The following is a 19,542-nucleotide window of genomic DNA, read 5'->3' on the forward strand; positions in this document are numbered from 1 at the left end:
TAGAGGGTGTACTTAATGCAAGAAACCTACAAAGGTAGTAAGAAGATCTTATTTTTGTCTACATTAGCCTTTTTTGTCAGCGTAATGGTTTGGTTCAATATGGCTCCTTTTAACTCGACCATTATGGAACAACTTGGGCTGACCAGAGATGAGATAGGAGTCTTAATGCTAGTTAATCTGGCCCTAGCGATTCCGGCACGTATCATTATGGGACAGCTGGTTGACCGATTTGGTCCTAAAAATGTTTTTTCTATTCTGTTATTTGTAATGAGCATTCCATGCTTTATTTTTGCATTCGGAAATTCATATTGGCAGTTGCTTATCTCTCGACTATTACTTGGGATAATAGGAGCTAGTTTTGTAGTAGGCATTCGAATGATTTCTGAATGGTTCCCTCACAATGAATCAGGATTGGTGCAAGGAATATATGCAGGCTGGGGGAACTTAGGATCCGCGATGGCCTCCTTTTCCTTACCTTTTATGGCTTTATTATTCTTTGGGGAAAATGGCTGGAGATATGCCATCGCTATGACAGGGATGATTTCTTTCATTTACGGTTTTATTTACTATCGATTCGTAGATGATGCACCACCTAAGAAAGAGTTCAAACGGTCGAAGTCCACTGAAGTGATAAAAGCTACAAGTTTTTCGGATATGATCATCCTCATCATGACCTATTTTCCGATCTACGGAGGTTTAGCTGTACTTATATGGTCCTTACAGAGAACTGGACTACTCCCTCAGGAATGGGCAATCGCGATTTATATGCTGCTGAGTTTACTATACGTGCATAGAGGTGCAAAAATATGGAGGGAAAATCAGGCCTATTTAAAGACAGAAATACCAGCTTCAGAAAAGTACTCTATGAAGCAAGTAAGTGTGTTAAGTCTTTCTTATTTTTCTACTTTTGGAGCTGAATTAGCTGTTATTTCAATGCTACCAATGTTTTTTCAAGAAACATTTGCACTGGGGGCAATAGGTGCAGGGATGATTGCCAGTAGTTTTGCCTTTACTAACTTGGTTGCACGTCCAGCAGGTGGATGGATGAGTGATAAGTTTGGAAGTAAAAAAATACTAATGATTTTACTGTTCCTGCTCTCCATTCTCTACTTCGGCATGTCCTTTCTATCAGGGCAATGGCCGTTGGCTCTTGCTGTCATATTAACAATGTCTTGTTCTATTGTCGGTCAGGCTGCATCGGGCTCTGTATTTTCGATGGTTCCTTTCATAAAGAAGAACAATACAGGTCAGATTGCTGGAATGGTAGGGGCTTACGGTAATATTGGTTCTGTTTGTTTTCTTGCATTTCTTAATTTGGTGTATCCTACAGCTTTCTTTGTGGTGATCGGAGCAGTGGCGTTTATATGCTTTATTACAACCTGCTTTATGAAAGAACCATCATTAATAGAGTCACTGGGAAATCGAAATGTGGCAAGGGAGAACAGAAGTCATTACCAACCTGGAATGAAACAAAATGTTTAAATTACCTAAAAACTGGTTTCATTTTATATCCATGCTCTGTGATGAATTAAAACTGGAGGGATTGTTGAGATGAGAAAACAAAAACTTGTACTTATAGGTAATGGAATGGCAGGAATACGCTCCATTGAAGAGATATTGAAACTGGCCCCTGACAAATTTGATATTACTGTGTTTGGGAGAGAACCCTATCCTAACTATAACCGGATTGAGTTATCGAAGGTTTTGCAGGGGGATACAGATATTGATGACATTACACTAAATAGCTGGGAATGGTATGAAGAGAACGGTATTTTATTATATCCGGGAGAAACAGTAATAGAAATTGACACTGATAATCAAACCGTGTCGACTCATAAAGGACGCCAAGTGGATTATGACAAATTGATTATGGCTACAGGTTCCGTTCCGTTTATGCTGCCACTTCCTGGAGCAGATAAAGAGGGAGTTACCGCATTCCGTGATATCAAAGATTGTGAACAAATGATAGAATCGTCAACTAAATATAAAAAAGCAGTTGTCATTGGTGGTGGGTTATTAGGGTTAGAAGCAGCAAGAGGATTGTTAAACCTCGGAATGGAAGTAGATGTTGTTCACCTGGCCGATTACTTAATGGAGAGACAGCTGGATATAACGGCAGGGAAGATGCTGCAAAAAGAATTAGAAGAACAAGGGATGAACTTCCTGCTGGAAAAACAGTCTGCTGAGATAACGGGTCAAGACCGCGTCGAGGGGTTAAAATTCAAAGACGGCGAAGAGATCGAAGCTGATTTAGTGGTGATGGCTGTTGGGATCAAGCCGAATGTGTCGTTGGCATCCGAATCAGGCATTCCGGTTAACCAAGGGATTATTGCTGATGATCATTTAGAAACAGATGTCCCAAATGTGTTCGCGGTCGGAGAATGTGCGGAACATAGGGAAATGGTCTATGGACTCGTTGCTCCATTGTATCAACAAGCTCAAGAAATGGCTAAGCGGATTTGTGGGGTAGAAAGTGAAGGTTATCAGGGCTCAGTTTTATCTACCCAATTGAAGGTTTCAGGTGTCGATGTATTTTCTACAGGAAAGATTAATGAAGGTGAAGAAACTAAGTCGGTAAAAGTGTTTGACGATTGGCGCGGAGTCTATCAAAAAGTACTTGTTGATGAAGGGAAAATTACCGGAGCTGTTTTGTTCGGTGATACAAAAGATGGTAATCGACTGCTAAGCCTTATTAACAAGGGGGCAGAGATAGAAGAGTATACCGATAACGACCGCGCAGACGAGGATGGAATCGATCTCATTGCCTCTATGCCAGATGAAGAAATTATATGCGGGTGTAACGGCGTAACGAAAGGGACGATCGTTGAAGCGATTAACAATCAAGAATTGTCGACAGTCGAACAAGTTAAAGGCTGCACAAATGCCTCGAGGTCCTGCGGGGGCTGTAAATCACTCGTGTCCAATTTACTTGAATATACGCTAGGTGGTGAATATGATCAGAACCAAAAAGAGTCGATCTGTGCATGCACACCTTTATCAAAAGATGAGGTGATCGATGAGATCAAGCAAAAAGGATTGACGCACACAAAAGAGGTAATGAACGTACTTGGTTGGTCTTCGGAAGGAGGGTGTTCCAAGTGTAAACCCGCCTTAAATTATTATTTGGGGATGCTTTATCCGAAAGAATACCAAGATGAAAAGGAATCTCGGTTTGTCAATGAGAGATTGCATGCCAATATTCAAAATGATGGGACGTACTCTGTTGTCCCGCGTATGTACGGTGGAGTGACGAATGCTAAAGATTTAAGGAAAATTGCCGATGTAGCAGAAAAATACGAAGTTGAAATGATTAAAGTGACCGGAGGACAACGCCTTGATTTGTTAGGTGTCCAAAAAGAAGATTTGCCTAATATTTGGTCAGAATTAGGTATGCCTTCAGGATCTGCTTATGCTAAGGGGTTACGTACAGTAAAAACATGTGTTGGAGCGAACTTTTGTAGGTTTGGAACTCAAGATTCCATCGGTTTAGGAGTTCAGATGGAAAAGAAATTCGAGGGACTGAACACACCGCACAAAGTGAAGATGAGTGTATCCGCTTGTCCAAGGAACTGTGCTGAGGGATCAGTTAAAGATGTGGGGGTTGTAGGACTTGATGGAGAATTTGAGATTTATGTAGGTGGAAACGGAGGCACGCATATGAGAAAAGCTGAACTCCTTGCCAAAGTGAAAACAGAAGAGGAAGTTTTGCATACAACAGCTGCGTTCCTACAATATTACCGCGAAGAAGCCAGTTATTTGGAAAGGACATCCACGTGGATTGAACGAGTGGGGATTGACCATATTCGGAACATGCTATCCGATAAGAAGAAATTCCTTGACTTGAATCAGCGGATGGATGAAGCCTTAACTGTGGTGCAAGATCCGTGGAAAAAAGCCTTAGAAGATGAAACGTTGTTGAGGGATCTATATCAAAATGTGAAAGTACCTGCAGGTTCTAATTAGATCATTGAGGAGGAACTGGGATTGGAACAATTATTAAATAAGGTATTCGTGGCAAAAGTTAACGAGCTTCCTGATAAGTTAGGAAGGACTGTTCATATTGGCAGCTTGGAGTTGGCTATTTTCAAATTGGCTGATAAGAATATAAGAGTTATCGAAAATCGTTGCCCGCATAAAGGTGGTGTACTTGCTGAAGGAATGGTGAGTGGAGAACACGTATTTTGCCCTATGCATGATTGGAAGATCAGCACCGTTGATGGAAAAGTTCAAGCACCAGACACTGGTTGTGTTAGAACGTTTGAAGTAGAAGTAGAAAACGAAAACGTCTACGTTATACTGCCCGAAAAATAATATTCCAAGGAGGCTTCTTATGTCAAAAGTGTATTTAGTTGGAGCTGGCCCCGGAGACCCCGAACTTATCACGGTCAAAGCCTTGAAATGTATTCAGCATGCTGACGTTATTCTATATGATCGTTTAGTCAATGAACAGTTACTTTCGGAAGCGAAGCCCGAGGTGAATTTGATATTTTGTGGAAAACACCCTAAGTTTCACATTTTGAAACAAGAAACGATCAATAACTTGTTAGTGAAATACGCCAGGCAGGGGAAAACGGTGATCCGGTTAAAGGGAGGAGATCCTTTCGTATTCGGTCGGGGAGCTGAAGAGGTAGAAGTGCTAGCGAAACATGGGATTTCATGCGAGGTAGTCCCGGGAATCACTTCTGGAATTGCAGCACCTGCTTATGCTGATATTCCAATTACCCATAGAAACGTGGGAAGTTCCTTTGCTGTGGTAGCAGGGCATCGGTGTAATAACAAGGAAATAGATTGGCAGAGTCTTTCTGAAAATATCGACACCCTAGCCATATATATGGGGATCAGTAATCTCCCTTATATATGTGAACAGTTGCTGCTAAATAAGAATCCGGAAACTCCCGTTGCCATTATACAGCAGGGAACAACCAAACTGCAGCGGGTAGTCACTGGAACGCTGGCGAATATTGTTGACGTAGTTGAAGATTCAGGAGTCAGTAACCCAGCTATAATTGTTGTTGGTGAAGTCGTACGCTTCCGAGAACGTTTACAACAGTTAAAGATTATGAATATAGGTATGAATGAAAGCAATGTAATTGAAGCTTGATAAAATGGAGTGATTCTTATGCAAGCTGTCCTGTACGTTGGACATGGAAGCAGAAGGAAAGAAGCTGTGGAAGAATCTATACAATTTATGAGAGAAGCAATGAAAACAGTGGTAGTTCCAATTCAAGAATACTGTTTCCTTGAACTTTCAAACCCTGATATTATGCGTGGTGTGAAACAATGTGTATTAAGAGGGGCGACAAGGATCGCTGTGATTCCCCTCTTGTTATTAAGTGCTTCTCACGCCAAAAAAGATATACCTCAAGTCCTTGAAAGAGCGAGTCGAGTTTACCCGGAAGTCACCTTTACATACGGAGGTCCGCTAGGGGTTCATCGGATGATGGTTGATGTACTGGTAGATAAAATAAAGGAGAAAAAAAAGATTACAGGTGATATGGATATTCTTCTTGTAGGCAGAGGTAGCAGCGATCGGAATGCGGTTCGAGATATTCAGATGATTGCCCGACTTTTGGACGAAAGATTGAATGTCCGCTCCATAGAGTGTTGTTTCTTAGCGGCGGCGACCCCACACTTTGAAACAAAGGCAAAAGACTTTGTTGACAATGGACCAGCAAACCTCTTAATTATCCCATACTTATTATTCATCGGAACTTTAGTCACTCATATAAAAGAATTTGTTAATGACTTACAGCTTAGAAACGACCAACAAGTTGTTCTTTGTGACTATTTAAGGGGCCATCCCAATCTATTCCGTCTATTAAGTGTAAGGGTAGATGAAGCCGTGAAATCAGAAAGATACTTTTTAAACCACATAGGCTAGTGTGAGTTAATAGTTAATGAATGGAGGAGAGTCTATTTTGCAGAACTGGTTAAAAGAAGTGGCTCGAGGAAAACGTGGCTGGAGAGATCTTACCTATCAAGAATGTCTAGAGGTCGCAAATGATATGATTAATGGAAAGGCGACAAGTGCTCAAATTTCTGCATTTCTTATCGCTCAACGTTTGAAAACTGAATCACCTGATGAGTTGTTAGCATTTGTACACGCATTAAGGAAGGAATCTGAAATGATTCCGCTTCAAGAAAAGATCACAGGGCAAATTATAGATTTCGCTGGTCCTTATAATGGGAGAAACTCATTCATAGCTACTATACCGGTTTCTATATTATTGGCCGAGAAAGGCTTGCCCGTCTTTTTGCACAGTAGTGACTCTCTGCCGCCAAAATACGGGATTTCCTTAAAAGAAATTATTGAACAACTAGGTGTAGAAGTGAATAATTCCAAACATACCATAGTTTCAAAAATCGAAGAAACAGGGCTTGGATTTGCCTGCACAGAAAAATTCTCCCCCTTTTTAAGTGAGGTGCGGTCTATTCGCGAGGATATAGGTGTTCGAACACTATTAAATACTTCAGAGAAATTGTTAAACCTTTCTCAAGCCAAGAATCTAATGATGGGGGCATTTCATCGGACAGCTATTCATAAGATTGTTCCTCTTCTTCATGGTCTTTCCTACGAAAAGGTGTTTGTCCTTCAAGGTGTTGAAGGTTCTGAGGATCTCCCTGTCCATAGAAACAGCTTCTTATTTGAGCTTACTCCTGATTCTCAAAAGTCAAAGGTCATTAATCCTGATGAATTTGGGTTACTGGATAAATCCAACGAACATGACAAATTATCAGCTGAAAAGCAAGTTGAAATAACCCTTTCTCTCCTAAGCGGTGAAAGGAATAGGCAATTGACTTATTACTATAACCAAGTACTTTTAAACACTGGGTTGAGATACTACCTATTTGGAGTCTCTCCAACTATCAAGGAGGGAATAGAAATAGCTGAAGAGCAGTTGTCAAGTGGAAATGGGATAAAGCAACTTGATTTATGGAAAGGTAGCAGTCAAACGGTAGAACCTGCCCATATTCTTGATTACAGCATGATTCATGTAGGAGGAATAGTGTAACACTCCAGAAAATTGATGATTTTTCTGTTTCGTTGGTTTATGTACGTACCGAAAAGAATTATATGTAAATACTATTATCTCTTTTTTGTGGAGGATTTGACCAAAAAATCTCTTTTATCCGGTGACTAGAGAAAAGGCCTATTAAATCAGCAAAGAGATATAAAATAATGAGTGCACAAATGAATGCACAATTGAAGAGAAGATTTTATTTTGCTAAGATTCACACGTAAAAATTAATTCTTTTAGAGGAGGTAGAAAAATGACAGTTAAATCGGCTGATCGTGTTATTCGTATCCTGGATTTATTAAAGGATTTCCCTGAAGGGTTAACACCTAAAGAAATTGCTACCAGTCTGTCTTTGCCCCGGAGTAGCACATTTCACCTTCACCAGACAATGGAGGCTAGACAAATTTTAACTGTGGGAGAACAAAAGATATACAAGCTCGGTTCGAAGTTAATCCAAATCGGAGCAAGCGTACAGGAGACAACGGACATTTCTGCATAGGGTAAGTTTATCTCCTGGAATTCAAGGAAGTGATGGAAGGGCCATCCAAAACCCAAGAAAGACTCTGACAAAAGGAGCTGTCCTTATGGATGGTTTTTTCTCTAAGGGGGGCCTCTTTTCCTTTAGCCTTGGTGTGAGTAGCAGACCATATATTTGAGTACTTCATCCATCCTATCCTCTATTTGCTTCACTTTCTCTTCAAACGGGCAACCAGTTCAAAAAATCAAAGATGGTTATCGCGTAGAACAATGTATATCAAGATTAAAGACCCCATGGAGACCCTTGTGTGAGACGATAAGGTTATAATAAAGCCCAAAGTGGAAATTCTTAAAGAGCGGTTAGACAACGAGCCCCCTAGCATTCATAGAAATGTTTGTTATCCAAAAGGAGAGTTTATCATGAAGCAACAAATTATCGGTGAAACTGGAAGTGGAAAGTCCGTCATGTTAAGAAAATGGGCGCTGAATGATGCCAATAAGGGTTTGAATGTAGTTTTTGTCGATGGTATTGAGGGATATTCTAATCACGAGAAAAAATTATATACTAAAGAATTAATAGAATTCCAAGATAATCACCTAAACAAATTCACCGTTGATGAATTTATCACTGAAGTTGAACAAATAAAGTCGTGTGATCGTCTATATGTGGATCATGTTAGTAAAGATATGCTAGGAGAAAACCTTTTCCATGATACTATACATTTGATTCAATCGAAAAAGGAAGGTTTTCAAAACGTTTGTGCGGTCGTATATGGTGATAGATCTGATCACTATATACTTGACGGGTTTGTTCCTATTCAATTGGTCATGCGTAGTAAATAGGGGAATTCAATAAATGATGTTTTTACAACGCTAAGCCCTCTATTTGTAAAAAAATGGAATATCTAAAGCTGGGCACCCTTCGATAATAATAAAAATAGTGTTCATCTGAAGATATTAGTTGATAAAACAAATATTGAGGTGTTTATCGATGATGGGAAATTTGTTAAATCCAATCGGATCTTTCCCCCAAAGGATGACCAAGGAATCACCCTTTTCTCCGAAGGGGGAATGGCAACTTTTGAACATGTAGAAATTAAACATATGGGTTCCATCCATAAATAAAACCTCCCTTCTATGTTTTCAAAATATGCTAATAGGAGGGAATAGGTTGTGGGTTGTGCAGAGTCCATAGCAGAAAAATACATTTTAGTTAATTTTATGATTACGTTTAATAAACTGAGTTTTTCCCTTCATCTATAGTCTGTCTTTAAATATTGGACAACCAGCAGCCCTGATCAAATTTTCTCGACATAAGAATTCTTCCTACCTTTATTATTAAAGTATAGGGGTTTGGTATCAAGAAGGGTCGATGTTTCATTCATTTGAGCTTTCATTTTTGAGGGCTTTTTACCATTGTTTCTTTCTACATGGAAATGAAAGTATTATCCTTAGAGAGGAAAAGAAAAAAACCGTTTACAAATTAAGTTGTTTGTAGTACAACCCACTTAAATACAACGTATACAAAAGAAAGTGAGGTGAGAATAATGCGATTTCCAATTGACCGTCTGCCTTGTTCTTCGAAGGGAAAGGAGACTGCTAGTCAAATGCGATTTGAGATTATAGGGGGTGAATTGAAACCGGGTGAAACGGTTTCCGGAAATTATATTGCAAAAACATATAATGCTAGTCGGTCACCTGCAAGAGAGGCACTAGGCTTGTTATTTTTGACCACATAATGCTCACGTTAAAATCACATTTTATTCATTTTCTATATTTCTTAATTACTTTTTATTTTGTTTTAGAACGAAGGAAACCAACCGTAATAATTATCGTACGCTCGTAAACCCCCCGTTCTCCATAAAAGCTATATATCTCGATATGTATTCCCATAAAATAAATCCTCCGTTTCCCGGATCTCAAGTTGCTACAATCAATTTTCTTCTCTATCGAAAGTGGTGGGGGAGTTTGGTGTCAAAAAGATGTGACTTTTTAAAAGGTAACAAGAAAAGTAACGAGGAAAAACAACCTTACGAAGGTGTGCGAACGCACGTTCTATTTTAATAGTTTCAGTTTTAAAGATTCGCATTTAAATGGAGGGTGGAAAAGTCTCGAAAAACCTAATGATGTATGGGCGGCATGATGTAGGAAATACATGGATTGACAAAAGACTTTGTCTATATTATGATAATTCACATCATTTAAAAAATAATAAGCTTATCTTCTTATCTAGAGAGGTGGAGGGACTGGCCCTTTGAAACCTCGGCAGCGGGACTAATGAAGTTCATTAGAAACTGTGCCAATTCCAGCAGGTGCATGTGCACTTGAAAGATGAGGAGAGCCGGTTTTCTATTAAGTTTGAAAGCCCCTCTTCTAATTTTTCGAGAAGAGGGGCTTTTTCGTGTTAAATAAGGGGGATAAGAAATGATCCAGTTTGATGAGGTTTCGAAAGTTTATCAACATAATGGGAATGATTTGCGAGCAGTTGATCGAGTGAACCTAACCATTGATAAAGGTGAGATATTTGGGGTTATTGGGTTCAGCGGAGCTGGGAAAAGTACACTCGTTCGATTGGTAAACCTTTTAGAAAGACCTTCTGAAGGGAGTATATTAGTAGATGGTGAGGATTTGTCACAGTTATCAAAACCAGGTCTAAGGAAAGTGCGCAAGCGCATTGGGATGATTTTTCAACACTTCAACTTATTAGAATCTAAAACAGTTCTACATAATGTTGCTTTTCCTTTAATTATTTCAGGAACTCCGAAGAAAAAGGTTAAAGCTAGAGTTGAAGAGATATTGGAATTTGTAGGCCTTTCAGACAAGGCACATCAATATCCTGATGAATTATCTGGCGGCCAGAAACAACGAGTGGGTATCGCCCGTGCACTGGCTACTTCCCCTGATATTTTACTATGTGATGAAGCCACGTCAGCACTTGATCCAGAAACAACGAGGTCCATTCTTCAATTGCTTAAAAGAGTTCGAGATGAATATAACCTTACGATATTGATGATTACACATGAAATGAATGCGGTTCGCGAGGTTTGTGATCGCATTGCTGTCATGGAAAGTGGCCGTGTAATTGAGGAAGGTTCTATTTTTGACCTATTCTCTAATCCTCAACACCCAACGACTAAAAACTTTGTCAATTCAGTGATGGAAAGTGATATTCCGGCCTCTATACTTTCAGGAATTGAAGAGCGTGGTGGAGGACGACATGTCTATCGTGTAACTTTTGTAAAAGAAAAGGCCAGTCAGCCGATTTTTTCACAAGTCACTAAAAGTTATCAAGTAGAAGTAAATGTATTGTTTGGGCAAATTACCGAACTTCAAGGCATCCCATTTGGGCAGTTAGTTGTGGAATTGCAAGGCGATGATAAGGAGATCTTGAGAGCACTAGATTATATTCAACGAACAGTAACCGTACAGGAGGTAGAAGCCGATGCAGGTTGAGTTAGCAGAATTTTGGCCCCGGATTTTACAAGCAACTAGCGAAACTTTAATCATGGTAGGCATTTCGTTAGTTGCAGCAACACTTATTGGAGTTCCACTAGGAATTGCGCTCGTCGTTACACGACGAGGTGGACTTATTCAGAATAGCGCATTTTTTAAAGGGTTAAGCATAATTATAAACTTTTTCCGTTCGATTCCTTTCATTATACTACTTGTTGCTATTTTGCCATTAACTAGATTTATAGTCGGGACATCAATAGGGACGGCAGCTGCTGTGGTGCCACTCGTCTTATTCTCAGGTCCTTATATTGCAAGGTTAGTAGAAAGTAGCTTGTTAGAAGTGAAGCCAGGAGTCATAGAAGCCGCAGAAGCTATGGGAGCTTCTCCATGGCAAATTATTTTTCGTGTGTACTTGCCCGAAGCACTAAGTTCAATCATGTTGAATTTAACGATTGCAACGATCGGATTAGTTGGGGCATCCGCGATGGCTGGTTTTGTTGGGGGCGGAGGCCTCGGTGACTTAGCAATAGCCTATGGTTACCAGCGTTTTGAAACAGACATTATGATCATTACGGTCCTTCTACTCGTACTCATTGTGCAAGTAGTCCAAACAATAGGAAACATATTATCCAAAAAAATGAAAAGACAATAAACGGGAGGATTTATAATGAAAAAATTGACCGTACTACTCGGAATAATCTTAGCAGTAGGAACGTTACTTGCTGCATGTAATAAAGAAAGCGGGGCTACAGGCACCGATGAAGTTGTTAAAGTTGGATTGAATGGGTCCGGTGTTCCCATTTGGGAAAAGGTGAAAGAGAAAGCGGCCGAAGAAGGAATCAAAATTGAGCTCGTTGAATTTTCTGATTATGTGCGCCCTAATTTGGCACTTGCTGCCGGCGATATTGATTTAAATGCCTTTCAAACGGTCTCTTACTTTAATTCCTTTATTAAAGAACGCAATTTGGATCTTGAGCCCATTGCAACAACCATTATTGCTCCTATGGGGATCTACTCTGAAAAATATAAGGACGTAAAAAATATTCCAGAGGGTAGTTCCATTGCCCTGCCAAAAGAGGCGACAAACATGGGACGTGCGTTACTTCTATTAGAAAAAGCAGGATTAATCGGGCTTCCTGAAGACTTTGACGGAATTGGGTCATTGGATAAAATCGTTGAGAACCCTAAGAACTTAAAATTTGAACCCATTGCAGCTGCCCAAACCCCTCGCGTACTACCCGATGTAGCGGCTTCTATTATTAACAATGGGGTAGCCGTTGAGGCAGGATTTGTACCAGTAGATGACGCTATTTTCATTGAAGACGAGACGGCCCAGCCATATATCAATATTATTGCAGCTCAATCAGATGAAGCAGATAAAGAAGTGTATCAAAAGATTGTCGACCTTTATCAAGAAGAAGATGTAGCGCAACATATTCGTGAAGTGTTTAATGATTCTTTAATTCCAACATTTGTTCCGTTAGAGAAAATCGGATGGTAAGGGAGAGCTTTCTATGACTCTGACAACAGAGCAAGATTTACAGGACCAAATTATCCAGTCCATTGAAGGTGAAAAAGAAAGCTATTTAAATACAAGTCATAATATCCATGCTCATCCTGAGATAGGTAATGAGGAATTTTTTGCATCGGGTCTGTTAGCATCTTTATTAGAAAATGCAGGTTTTAATATCGACAGAAAAATTCCAGAACATGAGACCGCCTTCTTGGCTAGAAAAGTCTCTTCTAAACCCGGTGCTAAAATTGGATATTTAGCAGAATATGATGCGCTGCCGGGATTAGGGCATGCATGTGGTCATAATATTATCGGTACGACTTCTATTGCAGCAGCGATTGCTTTAGGGGAAGTGATTGAAGATACTGGTGGGGAAGTGGTGGTCCTCGGGACGCCTGCAGAGGAAGGTGGACCTAATGGCAGTGCTAAAGGTACATTTGTGCGTCATGGACTTGTTCAAGAGCTGGATGCATGTATGATGGTCCATCCCCTAGGAAAAACATCCGGATCAGCACCGACCTTGGCAGTAGATCCAGTAGATTTCGAATTCTTTGGTCAATCAGCACATGCAGCCAGTAACCCGGAGGACGGGATAAATGCCTTAGACGCTGTCATCCAATTATTCAACGGCATCAATGCTCTACGTCAGCACGTCACTGAAGACGTACGTATTCATGGTGTGATTTTAGACGGAGGACAAGCACCAAACATAGTACCGGATTATGCAAGAGCCCGATTTTTCATAAGAGCAGCGACTCGTGAATCTTGTGATCTATTAACTGCTAAAGTAGAAAGAGTAGCGGAGGGAGCTACCACAGCAACTGGAGCAACTTATAAGATGACCAGAATACAAAATGGGGTAGATAACTTTAAAGTTACACCACGATTCGACGTTATATTTAAGGAGAAGATTGAAGAATTGGGGGAAGATTATTATTTAATGAGCAAAGGCTTAGGATCCACAGATGCAGGTAACATTAGTCATGTGGTCCCGACGATCCATCCTTATATAAAAATCGGTAATGATGATCTTGTAGCACATACTAATGAGTTTAGAGAAGCAGCTCGTTCGAAAAAAGGGGACCAAGCACTATTAAAAGGAGCAAAGGCACTGGCTTTAACTGGTTTGGAATTATTACAAAGTCCAGAGTTATTGCAGGAAGTTAAAAACGAATATAATGATTTGTAGGAGTTTTACCTTTTATTAAAGGGGAAGAGTATCAATAATTCATAAAGTAACCAATTAGGCCAGCAATTATAAAATGGAGAAGTGAAAGAACACTTCTAAGGAACCGTTACTAAGCAGAGAAGCAACAAGTCAAAGACGACCACCTCGACAAAAGAGAGGGGCGTCTTTTTTCTTTCTACAGGTAGTGTGGATTATCAAATGAACATCAATGCTGATTGAGCTAGATGGTTAATTCATATAAGATTATCAGAAGTCAGAGTTCGCTAAAATCCCGTCCTTTTTCTTAAAGGAACGGGATTTATATTAGAAGTTTTACATTTGTTTTTAAAGGTAAATTGTAAACAATTTAATATGGAGACTTTCTTGGTCTCAAACCTATGCTTGTATGGTACTGGTATCCTTATTGAAAGTTTCTAAAACCCACTTACATTGTACTTACATCAATTACAAAACGATATTTTACATCGGAAGCTATTACTCGTTCGTAGGCTTCGTCGATTTCATCCGCTGAAATTACTTCAATTTTAGGAGTAATGCTGTGTTCTGCACAGAAATTCAGCATTTCCTGAGTCTCACGTATGCCCCCAATCATTGAACCTGCAAAGGAACGACGGTGACCGATAAGAGAAAACACATTTACTTCCAATGGTTCTGCAGGGGCACCGACATTTACCAGGGATCCCCCGAGATTTAACAAGGAGAGATAAGCATCAAGGTCAATTTTTGCACTTACCGTGTTAATGATGAGATCAAACGTACCGGACAGCTTATCAAAGGTCTCAGGATCCCTGGTGCTATAGTAGTCATTTGCGCCGAATTGCAGTCCATCATCTTTTTTATTCAAAGTTCGTGACAGAACGGTAACCTCTGCATCCATAGCGTGTGCAATCTTTACAGCCATATGACCAAGACCGCCCATTCCAACAACCGCTACTTTCTTACCTGGACCAGCTTCCCAATGATTTAATGGAGAATATGTTGTAATGCCTGCACAAAGTAATGGTGCTGCTGCGTCTAGTTCAATGCTTTCAGGAATCCTGAGTACGAAATCCTCAGTTACGACAATGTGGGTAGAATAGCCACCTTGAGTTGGCTCGCCATATTTGTCAACACCTGCATAGGTAGGGACATTTCCTTTGAGACAGTATTGTTCTTCACCTTTACGGCAGTTTTTACACTGGCCACAAGAGTCAACCATACATCCGACCCCTACTCGGTCCCCGATCTTGTACTTTGTTACCTCTGTTCCAACATCCGTGACTATCCCCGCAATCTCATGTCCAGGTACTAGAGGGTAGTTCACGTCGCCCCATTCCCCGTGAGCAGTGTGGATATCAGAATGGCATATCCCCGCATATTTAATTTCAATCAGAACATCATGTGAATCAAGATCACGTCGTGTAATTTCAGCTGATCGAAAGGCTTTATCTGGCCCGTCAACAGCTCGTGCTTTAGCAATAATCATATAATAACCTCCAGAAATTTATAGTTCAAGAGAATGCGCTGTATCGGATTAGATTGAAAACTCAGATGAAATCATCCTTCGTAAATCCCAATCCGAATTTTTTCTCTTGCAAAGCAATGGTAATGCTTATAGTTAACTCTAGGTCAAGAGATTAGTCTATTCTTTTTAAGGATCCAGTTCGTTAAATAGAACCAAGTTCTACATTATTTATAAGATTATTTTGACATTAAGTAAATACCGTGAAAGAACCCCTTCTAATCATAGAGTTAACTCGAAGTCTATACCATTAAAAATAGAAAAGGAGGTAAATGATGAAAAACTATTCTATCAGCGAAGTGGCAAAAAAATTGAATCTTACAGCATATACCTTACGTTACTATGATAAGGAGGGGCTTTTGCCTTTTGTTGAACGGAGATCCAACGGAACAAGGGTGTTTAAAGAATCTGATATCGACGCTTTAAAAGTAATTGAATGCTTGAAATCTACTGGGATGCCTATAAAAGAAATTAAAAGCTTCATTGATTGGTGTGCTGATGGGGATTCCACCTTGCAACAAAGATACGACATGTTTATGGAAAGAAAAGCTACTGTAGAAGCACAATTAAAAGAACTAAACAAGACAATGGAACTCATCAAGCATAAATGTTGGTATTACAAGACGGCTTTGGATTCCGGATCAGAAGATATTCATAAAAGTAATAAGATAGAGATTTAGACTAATTAAAAAAAGCCACTTGTATTTTATACTGTATATATGAAGTACAAGTGGCTCTATTTGTATCTATTACTATTGCTAACTATCTAAAATAAACAAAATACCAGAAGCCCCTTCACGAGGCTTCTGGCTATCTATATTATATTTTATCCATGAAATGGTAAAGAACTCATGAGAAGAATTATTAATTTGGTATGCGCACCATTTATATCGATTAAATTATTTGGTCTAACTGACATGTTATTCCCTGTATTATTTTCCTTAGTTAATTTGATATATGAACTTTGGCTCTGGAGCAGGATTAGGGTATTAATAGTGCCCCAATATTATTTAATTGTAGCATATACCACCATAGAAAAGATGGTTTTAACAGGGCTTTATACTTCACAGCAAAGGTTCCTACATACACCAACAGGTGAGTTGATCAAGTTCTCTGAAAGATATATTTGTGACTGGATTTTACTGGGTACTGTTCATCACTTTTGATAACTTATATTATCTAAAGTTATATAGACAATTTTTAACACTGATTATATAGGCGTTTTATCTCATATCTATACATATTTATTCTACTCAGGGAATGGGCGGCATGATGTAGTAAAACTCTGAAATTCCTTGATATAAGGGGTTTTAGAGGTTATACACCATCCGATCTCATTAAAATATCACGAAAACATCACATTTTTATATATTTTGTTCTGAGATGCTTTTCAGATGGCCTTTGACTTTCTGGGGAGCATCTTTTTCCATTTCCTATGTTACATATATATAAACCATATAACCAACGGGAAAGTGTTAATTCCACGGCACAGAGCCTCCTCGCTCCGCCTCATACATATCGGCGTTGTACACTCTAGGCAATGCAACTTGCGGGAAATAGGTGTTTAATTAACAAGTCTCTGACTTGGAATTAAGTGATATTTACTAAAATAATAAGTAAATACTTTACTTAGTTCTGTGTTATAGATGACTTGTATGGTGAATTACTTCTTGAATAGTGCGGGTAATAATATAGATACAAAACTTTCTAAAAATTTAGTGAATTTGTGTTGAAAGCGATTTAATAGTTTGATAGTATTCAATATAAGATACTGAAATTTAGTAAAATATTTACTCTTTTACATGAAGGGGATAACTATGACAACAATTAAAGATATAGCATTACGTGCTAAATTTTCAAATACGACTGTTTCCAGAGTTTTAAACCATGACAAAACATTATCGGTTGCCTCTGAAACACGGCAAAAAATATTGGATGTTGCCAATGAGATGGGATATAGAACGTTACAGGAACGCAAAAAGAAGAACCAACCTCGAAGTGACGTAAACACATCAAAAGTCGGCATTCTCCTCTGTGTTTCAGTTGAGGAAGAGCTGAATGATTCTTATTTTCTATCGATTAGACAAGGCATAGAGAACGAATGCCAGGAGAGAGGTCTGATCACTACAGAACTGTTTCGGTTAAACAATTTATTGTCTGGTCAAATCAGTAGTGATATCGAGAATTTAATAGTGGTAGGGAGGATCAATTCAGAAATTCTCGATCTAATCAGTGACCAATTACAAAACATTGTCTACATCAGTCATACAGTGGATGAAGACAAGTATGACTCTGTTGTTATTGACTTCGAAAAGGCAACCAAACGGGCATTATACCACCTGCTGGACCATGATTATAAGAAAATTGGATTTATCGGTGGGAAGGAAAGAGAGCACCAAAATAATAGAAAGGAAGAGTTCGAGGATATAAGGAAGTCTACTTTCAAAGAAGTGATGGAAGAGAAGGGGTTATTTAATCCGGATTCATTCCATGTTGGAGAGTTTACGATGGCTGATGGATATGAATTGATGAAATATTCCATTCAGCAAGGCGATCTACCTAAAGCGTTTTTTATTGCAAGTGATGCTATGGCAGTTGGAGCAATGAGGGCTTTGCAGGAGAATAACTTTAAAGTTCCCGAAGATGTAGCTATTGTGAGCTTCAACGACGTCAAATTGGCTCAATTTGCCAGCACTCCTTTAACTACAGTAAAAGTTCAAACAGAAGAAATGGGAAGGTTGGGTGTGAAATTAATGGTAGATCGTCTCAATGGCAGAGAAATACCGTTAAAAGTTACGGTTCCGACAAAATTAGTTATCCGGGATAGTTGCGGAACTAGGAATCTATCGAATGCCGTCAAACAAAAGAAAGAGATAATATCATAATGGGAATTTCCCGGGAAATAAAGGAGGTGATGTCGAATAGAAAAAGCTGAAAACGATGTGCATAAGAGTAATCACGTGAAAGAGGAAAAGCGTACACCTGCCAATGGTTAAAGAGGAAGGCAGGTGCACATGTAATTGTGCTGAAAGTTTATTCTGCGAAAATAAACCTTCTTCAGCATGTCAAATTATAACGGAACTGATCCACGACTACAATTATTTGTGTTTATACATGAATGAATTGAGGAGGAATTAGGATGAAGAAATTGATCCTGTTATTTGTAATGGTTGTCAGTACCATCATGGCTGGTTGTTCCAGTAATGAAGCATCAGGGGACGGCAGTGGAACTACTTTGACATTTTACTCAACAGCTACTTCTGAAGAAGATAAAAAAGTAATTTCAGAAGCTGTTGCTGCATTTGAGGAGAAATATCCCGATATTAATATAGAAGATAATTATCCGGGAGACGGATATGAAGACATGTTACGTGTGAAAATGGCAGCCAATGATCTGCCGGATTTATTTGATACACATGGCTGGGCTAAACAGCGTTATGGAGAATATGTAGCTGACTTGAGTGAGATGGACTGGGTGAAAAACCTTGATCCCGCACTTGATCCAATTCTAAAGGATGATGAAGGAAAAGTGTACGCATACCCTTTAAATCAAGCAAAGGATGGCATATCGTATAACGCTACATTACTTAAAGAATATGGTATAGGACCTCCGACAACATTTGAAGAATTTATGAAAGCATTAGAGCAAATTAAAGAGAAAAGTGATGGGGGAGTGACACCATTTTGGTTCAACGGTTCTGATAAGTCTGCTTTAGGTCAGTACTTTGATCAATTTGCGACCCCTCTGTTAGTAACAGATGAAGAACATAATTATGAAGAAGAACTGTTAAATGGAACATTTGATTGGTCTCACTATACTTTTCTGGTTGAAAAGCTGTTAGAAATGCAGGAGAAAGGGCTGCTTAATAAAGATGTTTTAACAGCGCAAATTCAGCAGCAAGCTCAATTAATGGCTCAGGGGAAAATTGGCTTTACTTTGGCAAGCAGCTCGCTCGGACCAGCCGTTGAAGACCTGAACCCTGAAGTGCAAGTTGGAGTTATCCCAATGCCAACGATTCACGAAGGAGATGAGCCGAGTTGGATCGGCGGGGAACGACATACTGTTGCCATCTGGAAAGATACAGAACACATGGAAGAAGCGAAGAGGTTTATAAAATTCTTGGCTCAACCGGAAATTGCAAAGAAAATCGCTGAAGGAACTTCACTTCCGGCAGGCTTGAAAAATGTTGAAGCTGACAACTATTTCTCTGAGTATTACAGGAAATATGAGGATGTGAAAGTGCAGCCTTATTTTGACAGAATCTATTTACCTAGTGGAATGTGGAATGTTATGGGGTCAACTGGACAGCAACTGCTTTCAGGGAAGATGACACCAGAAGAAGTCTCTGAAAAAATGGCTGAGGAATATAAGAGATTATTAGAACAATAG

The 19,542-nt window shown here is 39.3% G+C and carries 17 protein-coding genes, 1 pseudogene and 1 riboswitch; of the genes and pseudogenes, 17 read left to right on the plus strand and 1 reads right to left on the minus strand.

The features are described 5' to 3' along the window. The first annotated feature begins 15 nt into the window (after positions 1–15). The 14 genes and pseudogenes from G6R08_RS13195 (at position 16) to G6R08_RS13260 (ending at position 13,651) form a co-directional block, all read left to right on the plus strand. Positions 16–1,482, plus strand: coding sequence for a nitrate/nitrite transporter (locus tag G6R08_RS13195; RefSeq protein WP_163528542.1), 1,467 nt, complete (start codon positions 16–18; stop codon positions 1,480–1,482). 69 nt (positions 1,483–1,551) lie between these two features. Beyond that, positions 1,552–3,963, plus strand: coding sequence for a nitrite reductase large subunit NirB (nirB, locus tag G6R08_RS13200; protein WP_163528544.1), 2,412 nt, complete (start codon positions 1,552–1,554; stop codon positions 3,961–3,963). A gap of 21 nt (positions 3,964–3,984) precedes the next feature. Further along, a complete protein-coding gene (nirD, locus tag G6R08_RS13205; protein ID WP_163528546.1) occupies positions 3,985–4,311 on the plus strand; it encodes a nitrite reductase small subunit NirD in 327 nt (108 codons plus the stop codon). 19 nt (positions 4,312–4,330) lie between these two features. Continuing rightward, on the plus strand, positions 4,331–5,101 hold the full coding sequence (cobA, locus tag G6R08_RS13210; RefSeq protein WP_163528548.1) for a uroporphyrinogen-III C-methyltransferase: 771 nt from the start codon (positions 4,331–4,333) through the stop codon (positions 5,099–5,101). Positions 5,102–5,119: 18 nt separating this feature from the next. Further along, positions 5,120–5,881, plus strand: a complete 762-nt coding sequence (locus G6R08_RS13215) for a sirohydrochlorin chelatase (protein ID WP_163528550.1) — start codon at positions 5,120–5,122, stop codon at positions 5,879–5,881. Between the two features lie 37 nt (positions 5,882–5,918). Beyond that, entirely contained in the window at positions 5,919–7,013 is a 1,095-nt protein-coding gene (locus G6R08_RS13220; RefSeq protein WP_163528552.1) for an anthranilate phosphoribosyltransferase, read from the plus strand. Between the two features lie 259 nt (positions 7,014–7,272). Continuing rightward, complete coding sequence (locus G6R08_RS13225) at positions 7,273–7,518, plus strand: helix-turn-helix domain-containing protein (RefSeq protein WP_163528554.1); 246 nt, start codon at positions 7,273–7,275, stop codon at positions 7,516–7,518. A 398-nt stretch (positions 7,519–7,916) separates the two neighbouring features. After that, complete coding sequence (locus G6R08_RS13230; RefSeq protein ID WP_163528556.1) at positions 7,917–8,339, plus strand: hypothetical protein; 423 nt, start codon at positions 7,917–7,919, stop codon at positions 8,337–8,339. A 66-nt stretch (positions 8,340–8,405) separates the two neighbouring features. Continuing rightward, positions 8,406–8,621 (plus strand): annotated as a pseudogene (locus G6R08_RS13235) (glycoside hydrolase family 32 C-terminal domain-containing protein); the annotation flags it as partial. Between the two features lie 422 nt (positions 8,622–9,043). Next, a complete protein-coding gene (locus tag G6R08_RS22480; RefSeq protein WP_420810402.1) occupies positions 9,044–9,235 on the plus strand; it encodes a GntR family transcriptional regulator in 192 nt (63 codons plus the stop codon). Positions 9,236–9,718: 483 nt separating this feature from the next. Continuing rightward, positions 9,719–9,834: riboswitch (SAM riboswitch) on the plus strand. Between the two features lie 86 nt (positions 9,835–9,920). After that, positions 9,921–10,949, plus strand: coding sequence for a methionine ABC transporter ATP-binding protein (locus G6R08_RS13245; RefSeq protein WP_163528560.1), 1,029 nt, complete (start codon positions 9,921–9,923; stop codon positions 10,947–10,949). Then, entirely contained in the window at positions 10,939–11,601 is a 663-nt protein-coding gene (locus G6R08_RS13250; protein ID WP_163528562.1) for a methionine ABC transporter permease, read from the plus strand. The genes G6R08_RS13245 and G6R08_RS13250 overlap by 11 nt, the downstream gene beginning before the upstream one ends. A 15-nt stretch (positions 11,602–11,616) precedes the next feature. Then, a complete protein-coding gene (locus G6R08_RS13255) occupies positions 11,617–12,450 on the plus strand; it encodes a MetQ/NlpA family ABC transporter substrate-binding protein (protein WP_163528564.1) in 834 nt (277 codons plus the stop codon). A gap of 13 nt (positions 12,451–12,463) precedes the next feature. Further along, positions 12,464–13,651 (plus strand): M20 family metallopeptidase, encoded by a 1,188-nt coding sequence (locus tag G6R08_RS13260; RefSeq protein ID WP_163528566.1) that lies wholly within the window; start codon positions 12,464–12,466, stop codon positions 13,649–13,651. A gap of 424 nt (positions 13,652–14,075) precedes the next feature. Here the strand turns inward: G6R08_RS13260 and G6R08_RS13265 are convergent, their stop codons facing one another. Beyond that, positions 14,076–15,116 (minus strand): NAD(P)-dependent alcohol dehydrogenase, encoded by a 1,041-nt coding sequence (locus G6R08_RS13265; RefSeq protein WP_163528568.1) that lies wholly within the window; start codon positions 15,114–15,116, stop codon positions 14,076–14,078. Between the two features lie 311 nt (positions 15,117–15,427). Here G6R08_RS13265 and G6R08_RS13270 point away from each other — a divergent pair, with 311 nt between their 5' ends. The 3 genes from G6R08_RS13270 (at position 15,428) to G6R08_RS13280 (ending at position 19,542) form a co-directional block, all read left to right on the plus strand. Continuing rightward, positions 15,428–15,832, plus strand: a complete 405-nt coding sequence (locus G6R08_RS13270; protein ID WP_163531314.1) for a MerR family transcriptional regulator — start codon at positions 15,428–15,430, stop codon at positions 15,830–15,832. A 1,137-nt stretch (positions 15,833–16,969) separates the two neighbouring features. After that, complete coding sequence (locus tag G6R08_RS13275; protein WP_163528570.1) at positions 16,970–18,037, plus strand: LacI family DNA-binding transcriptional regulator; 1,068 nt, start codon at positions 16,970–16,972, stop codon at positions 18,035–18,037. A gap of 254 nt (positions 18,038–18,291) precedes the next feature. After that, positions 18,292–19,542, plus strand: coding sequence for an ABC transporter substrate-binding protein (locus G6R08_RS13280; RefSeq protein WP_163528572.1), 1,251 nt, complete (start codon positions 18,292–18,294; stop codon positions 19,540–19,542).

Origin of the sequence: Halobacillus ihumii (assembly GCF_902726645.1) — a bacterium.
Taxonomy (GTDB): domain Bacteria; phylum Bacillota; class Bacilli; order Bacillales; family Halobacillaceae; genus Halobacillus_A; species Halobacillus_A ihumii.

Bases quoted from the DNA above. Each gene is read 5' to 3' on its own strand.
- G6R08_RS13195 (WP_163528542.1), top strand. From the start codon at position 16: ATGCAAGAAACCTACAAAGGTAGTAAGAAGATCTTATTTTTGTCTACA.
- nirB (WP_163528544.1), top strand. From the start codon at position 1,552: ATGAGAAAACAAAAACTTGTACTTATAGGTAATGGAATGGCAGGAATA.
- cobA (WP_163528548.1), top strand. From the start codon at position 4,331: ATGTCAAAAGTGTATTTAGTTGGAGCTGGCCCCGGAGACCCCGAACTT.
- G6R08_RS13215 (WP_163528550.1), top strand. From the start codon at position 5,120: ATGCAAGCTGTCCTGTACGTTGGACATGGAAGCAGAAGGAAAGAAGCT.
- G6R08_RS13225 (WP_163528554.1), top strand. From the start codon at position 7,273: ATGACAGTTAAATCGGCTGATCGTGTTATTCGTATCCTGGATTTATTA.
- G6R08_RS13230 (WP_163528556.1), top strand. From the start codon at position 7,917: ATGAAGCAACAAATTATCGGTGAAACTGGAAGTGGAAAGTCCGTCATG.
- G6R08_RS22480 (WP_420810402.1), top strand. From the start codon at position 9,044: ATGCGATTTCCAATTGACCGTCTGCCTTGTTCTTCGAAGGGAAAGGAG.
- G6R08_RS13245 (WP_163528560.1), top strand. From the start codon at position 9,921: ATGATCCAGTTTGATGAGGTTTCGAAAGTTTATCAACATAATGGGAAT.
- G6R08_RS13250 (WP_163528562.1), top strand. From the start codon at position 10,939: ATGCAGGTTGAGTTAGCAGAATTTTGGCCCCGGATTTTACAAGCAACT.
- G6R08_RS13255 (WP_163528564.1), top strand. From the start codon at position 11,617: ATGAAAAAATTGACCGTACTACTCGGAATAATCTTAGCAGTAGGAACG.
- G6R08_RS13260 (WP_163528566.1), top strand. From the start codon at position 12,464: ATGACTCTGACAACAGAGCAAGATTTACAGGACCAAATTATCCAGTCC.
- G6R08_RS13265 (WP_163528568.1), bottom strand. From the start codon at position 15,116: ATGATTATTGCTAAAGCACGAGCTGTTGACGGGCCAGATAAAGCCTTT.
- G6R08_RS13270 (WP_163531314.1), top strand. From the start codon at position 15,428: ATGAAAAACTATTCTATCAGCGAAGTGGCAAAAAAATTGAATCTTACA.
- G6R08_RS13275 (WP_163528570.1), top strand. From the start codon at position 16,970: ATGACAACAATTAAAGATATAGCATTACGTGCTAAATTTTCAAATACG.
- G6R08_RS13280 (WP_163528572.1), top strand. From the start codon at position 18,292: ATGAAGAAATTGATCCTGTTATTTGTAATGGTTGTCAGTACCATCATG.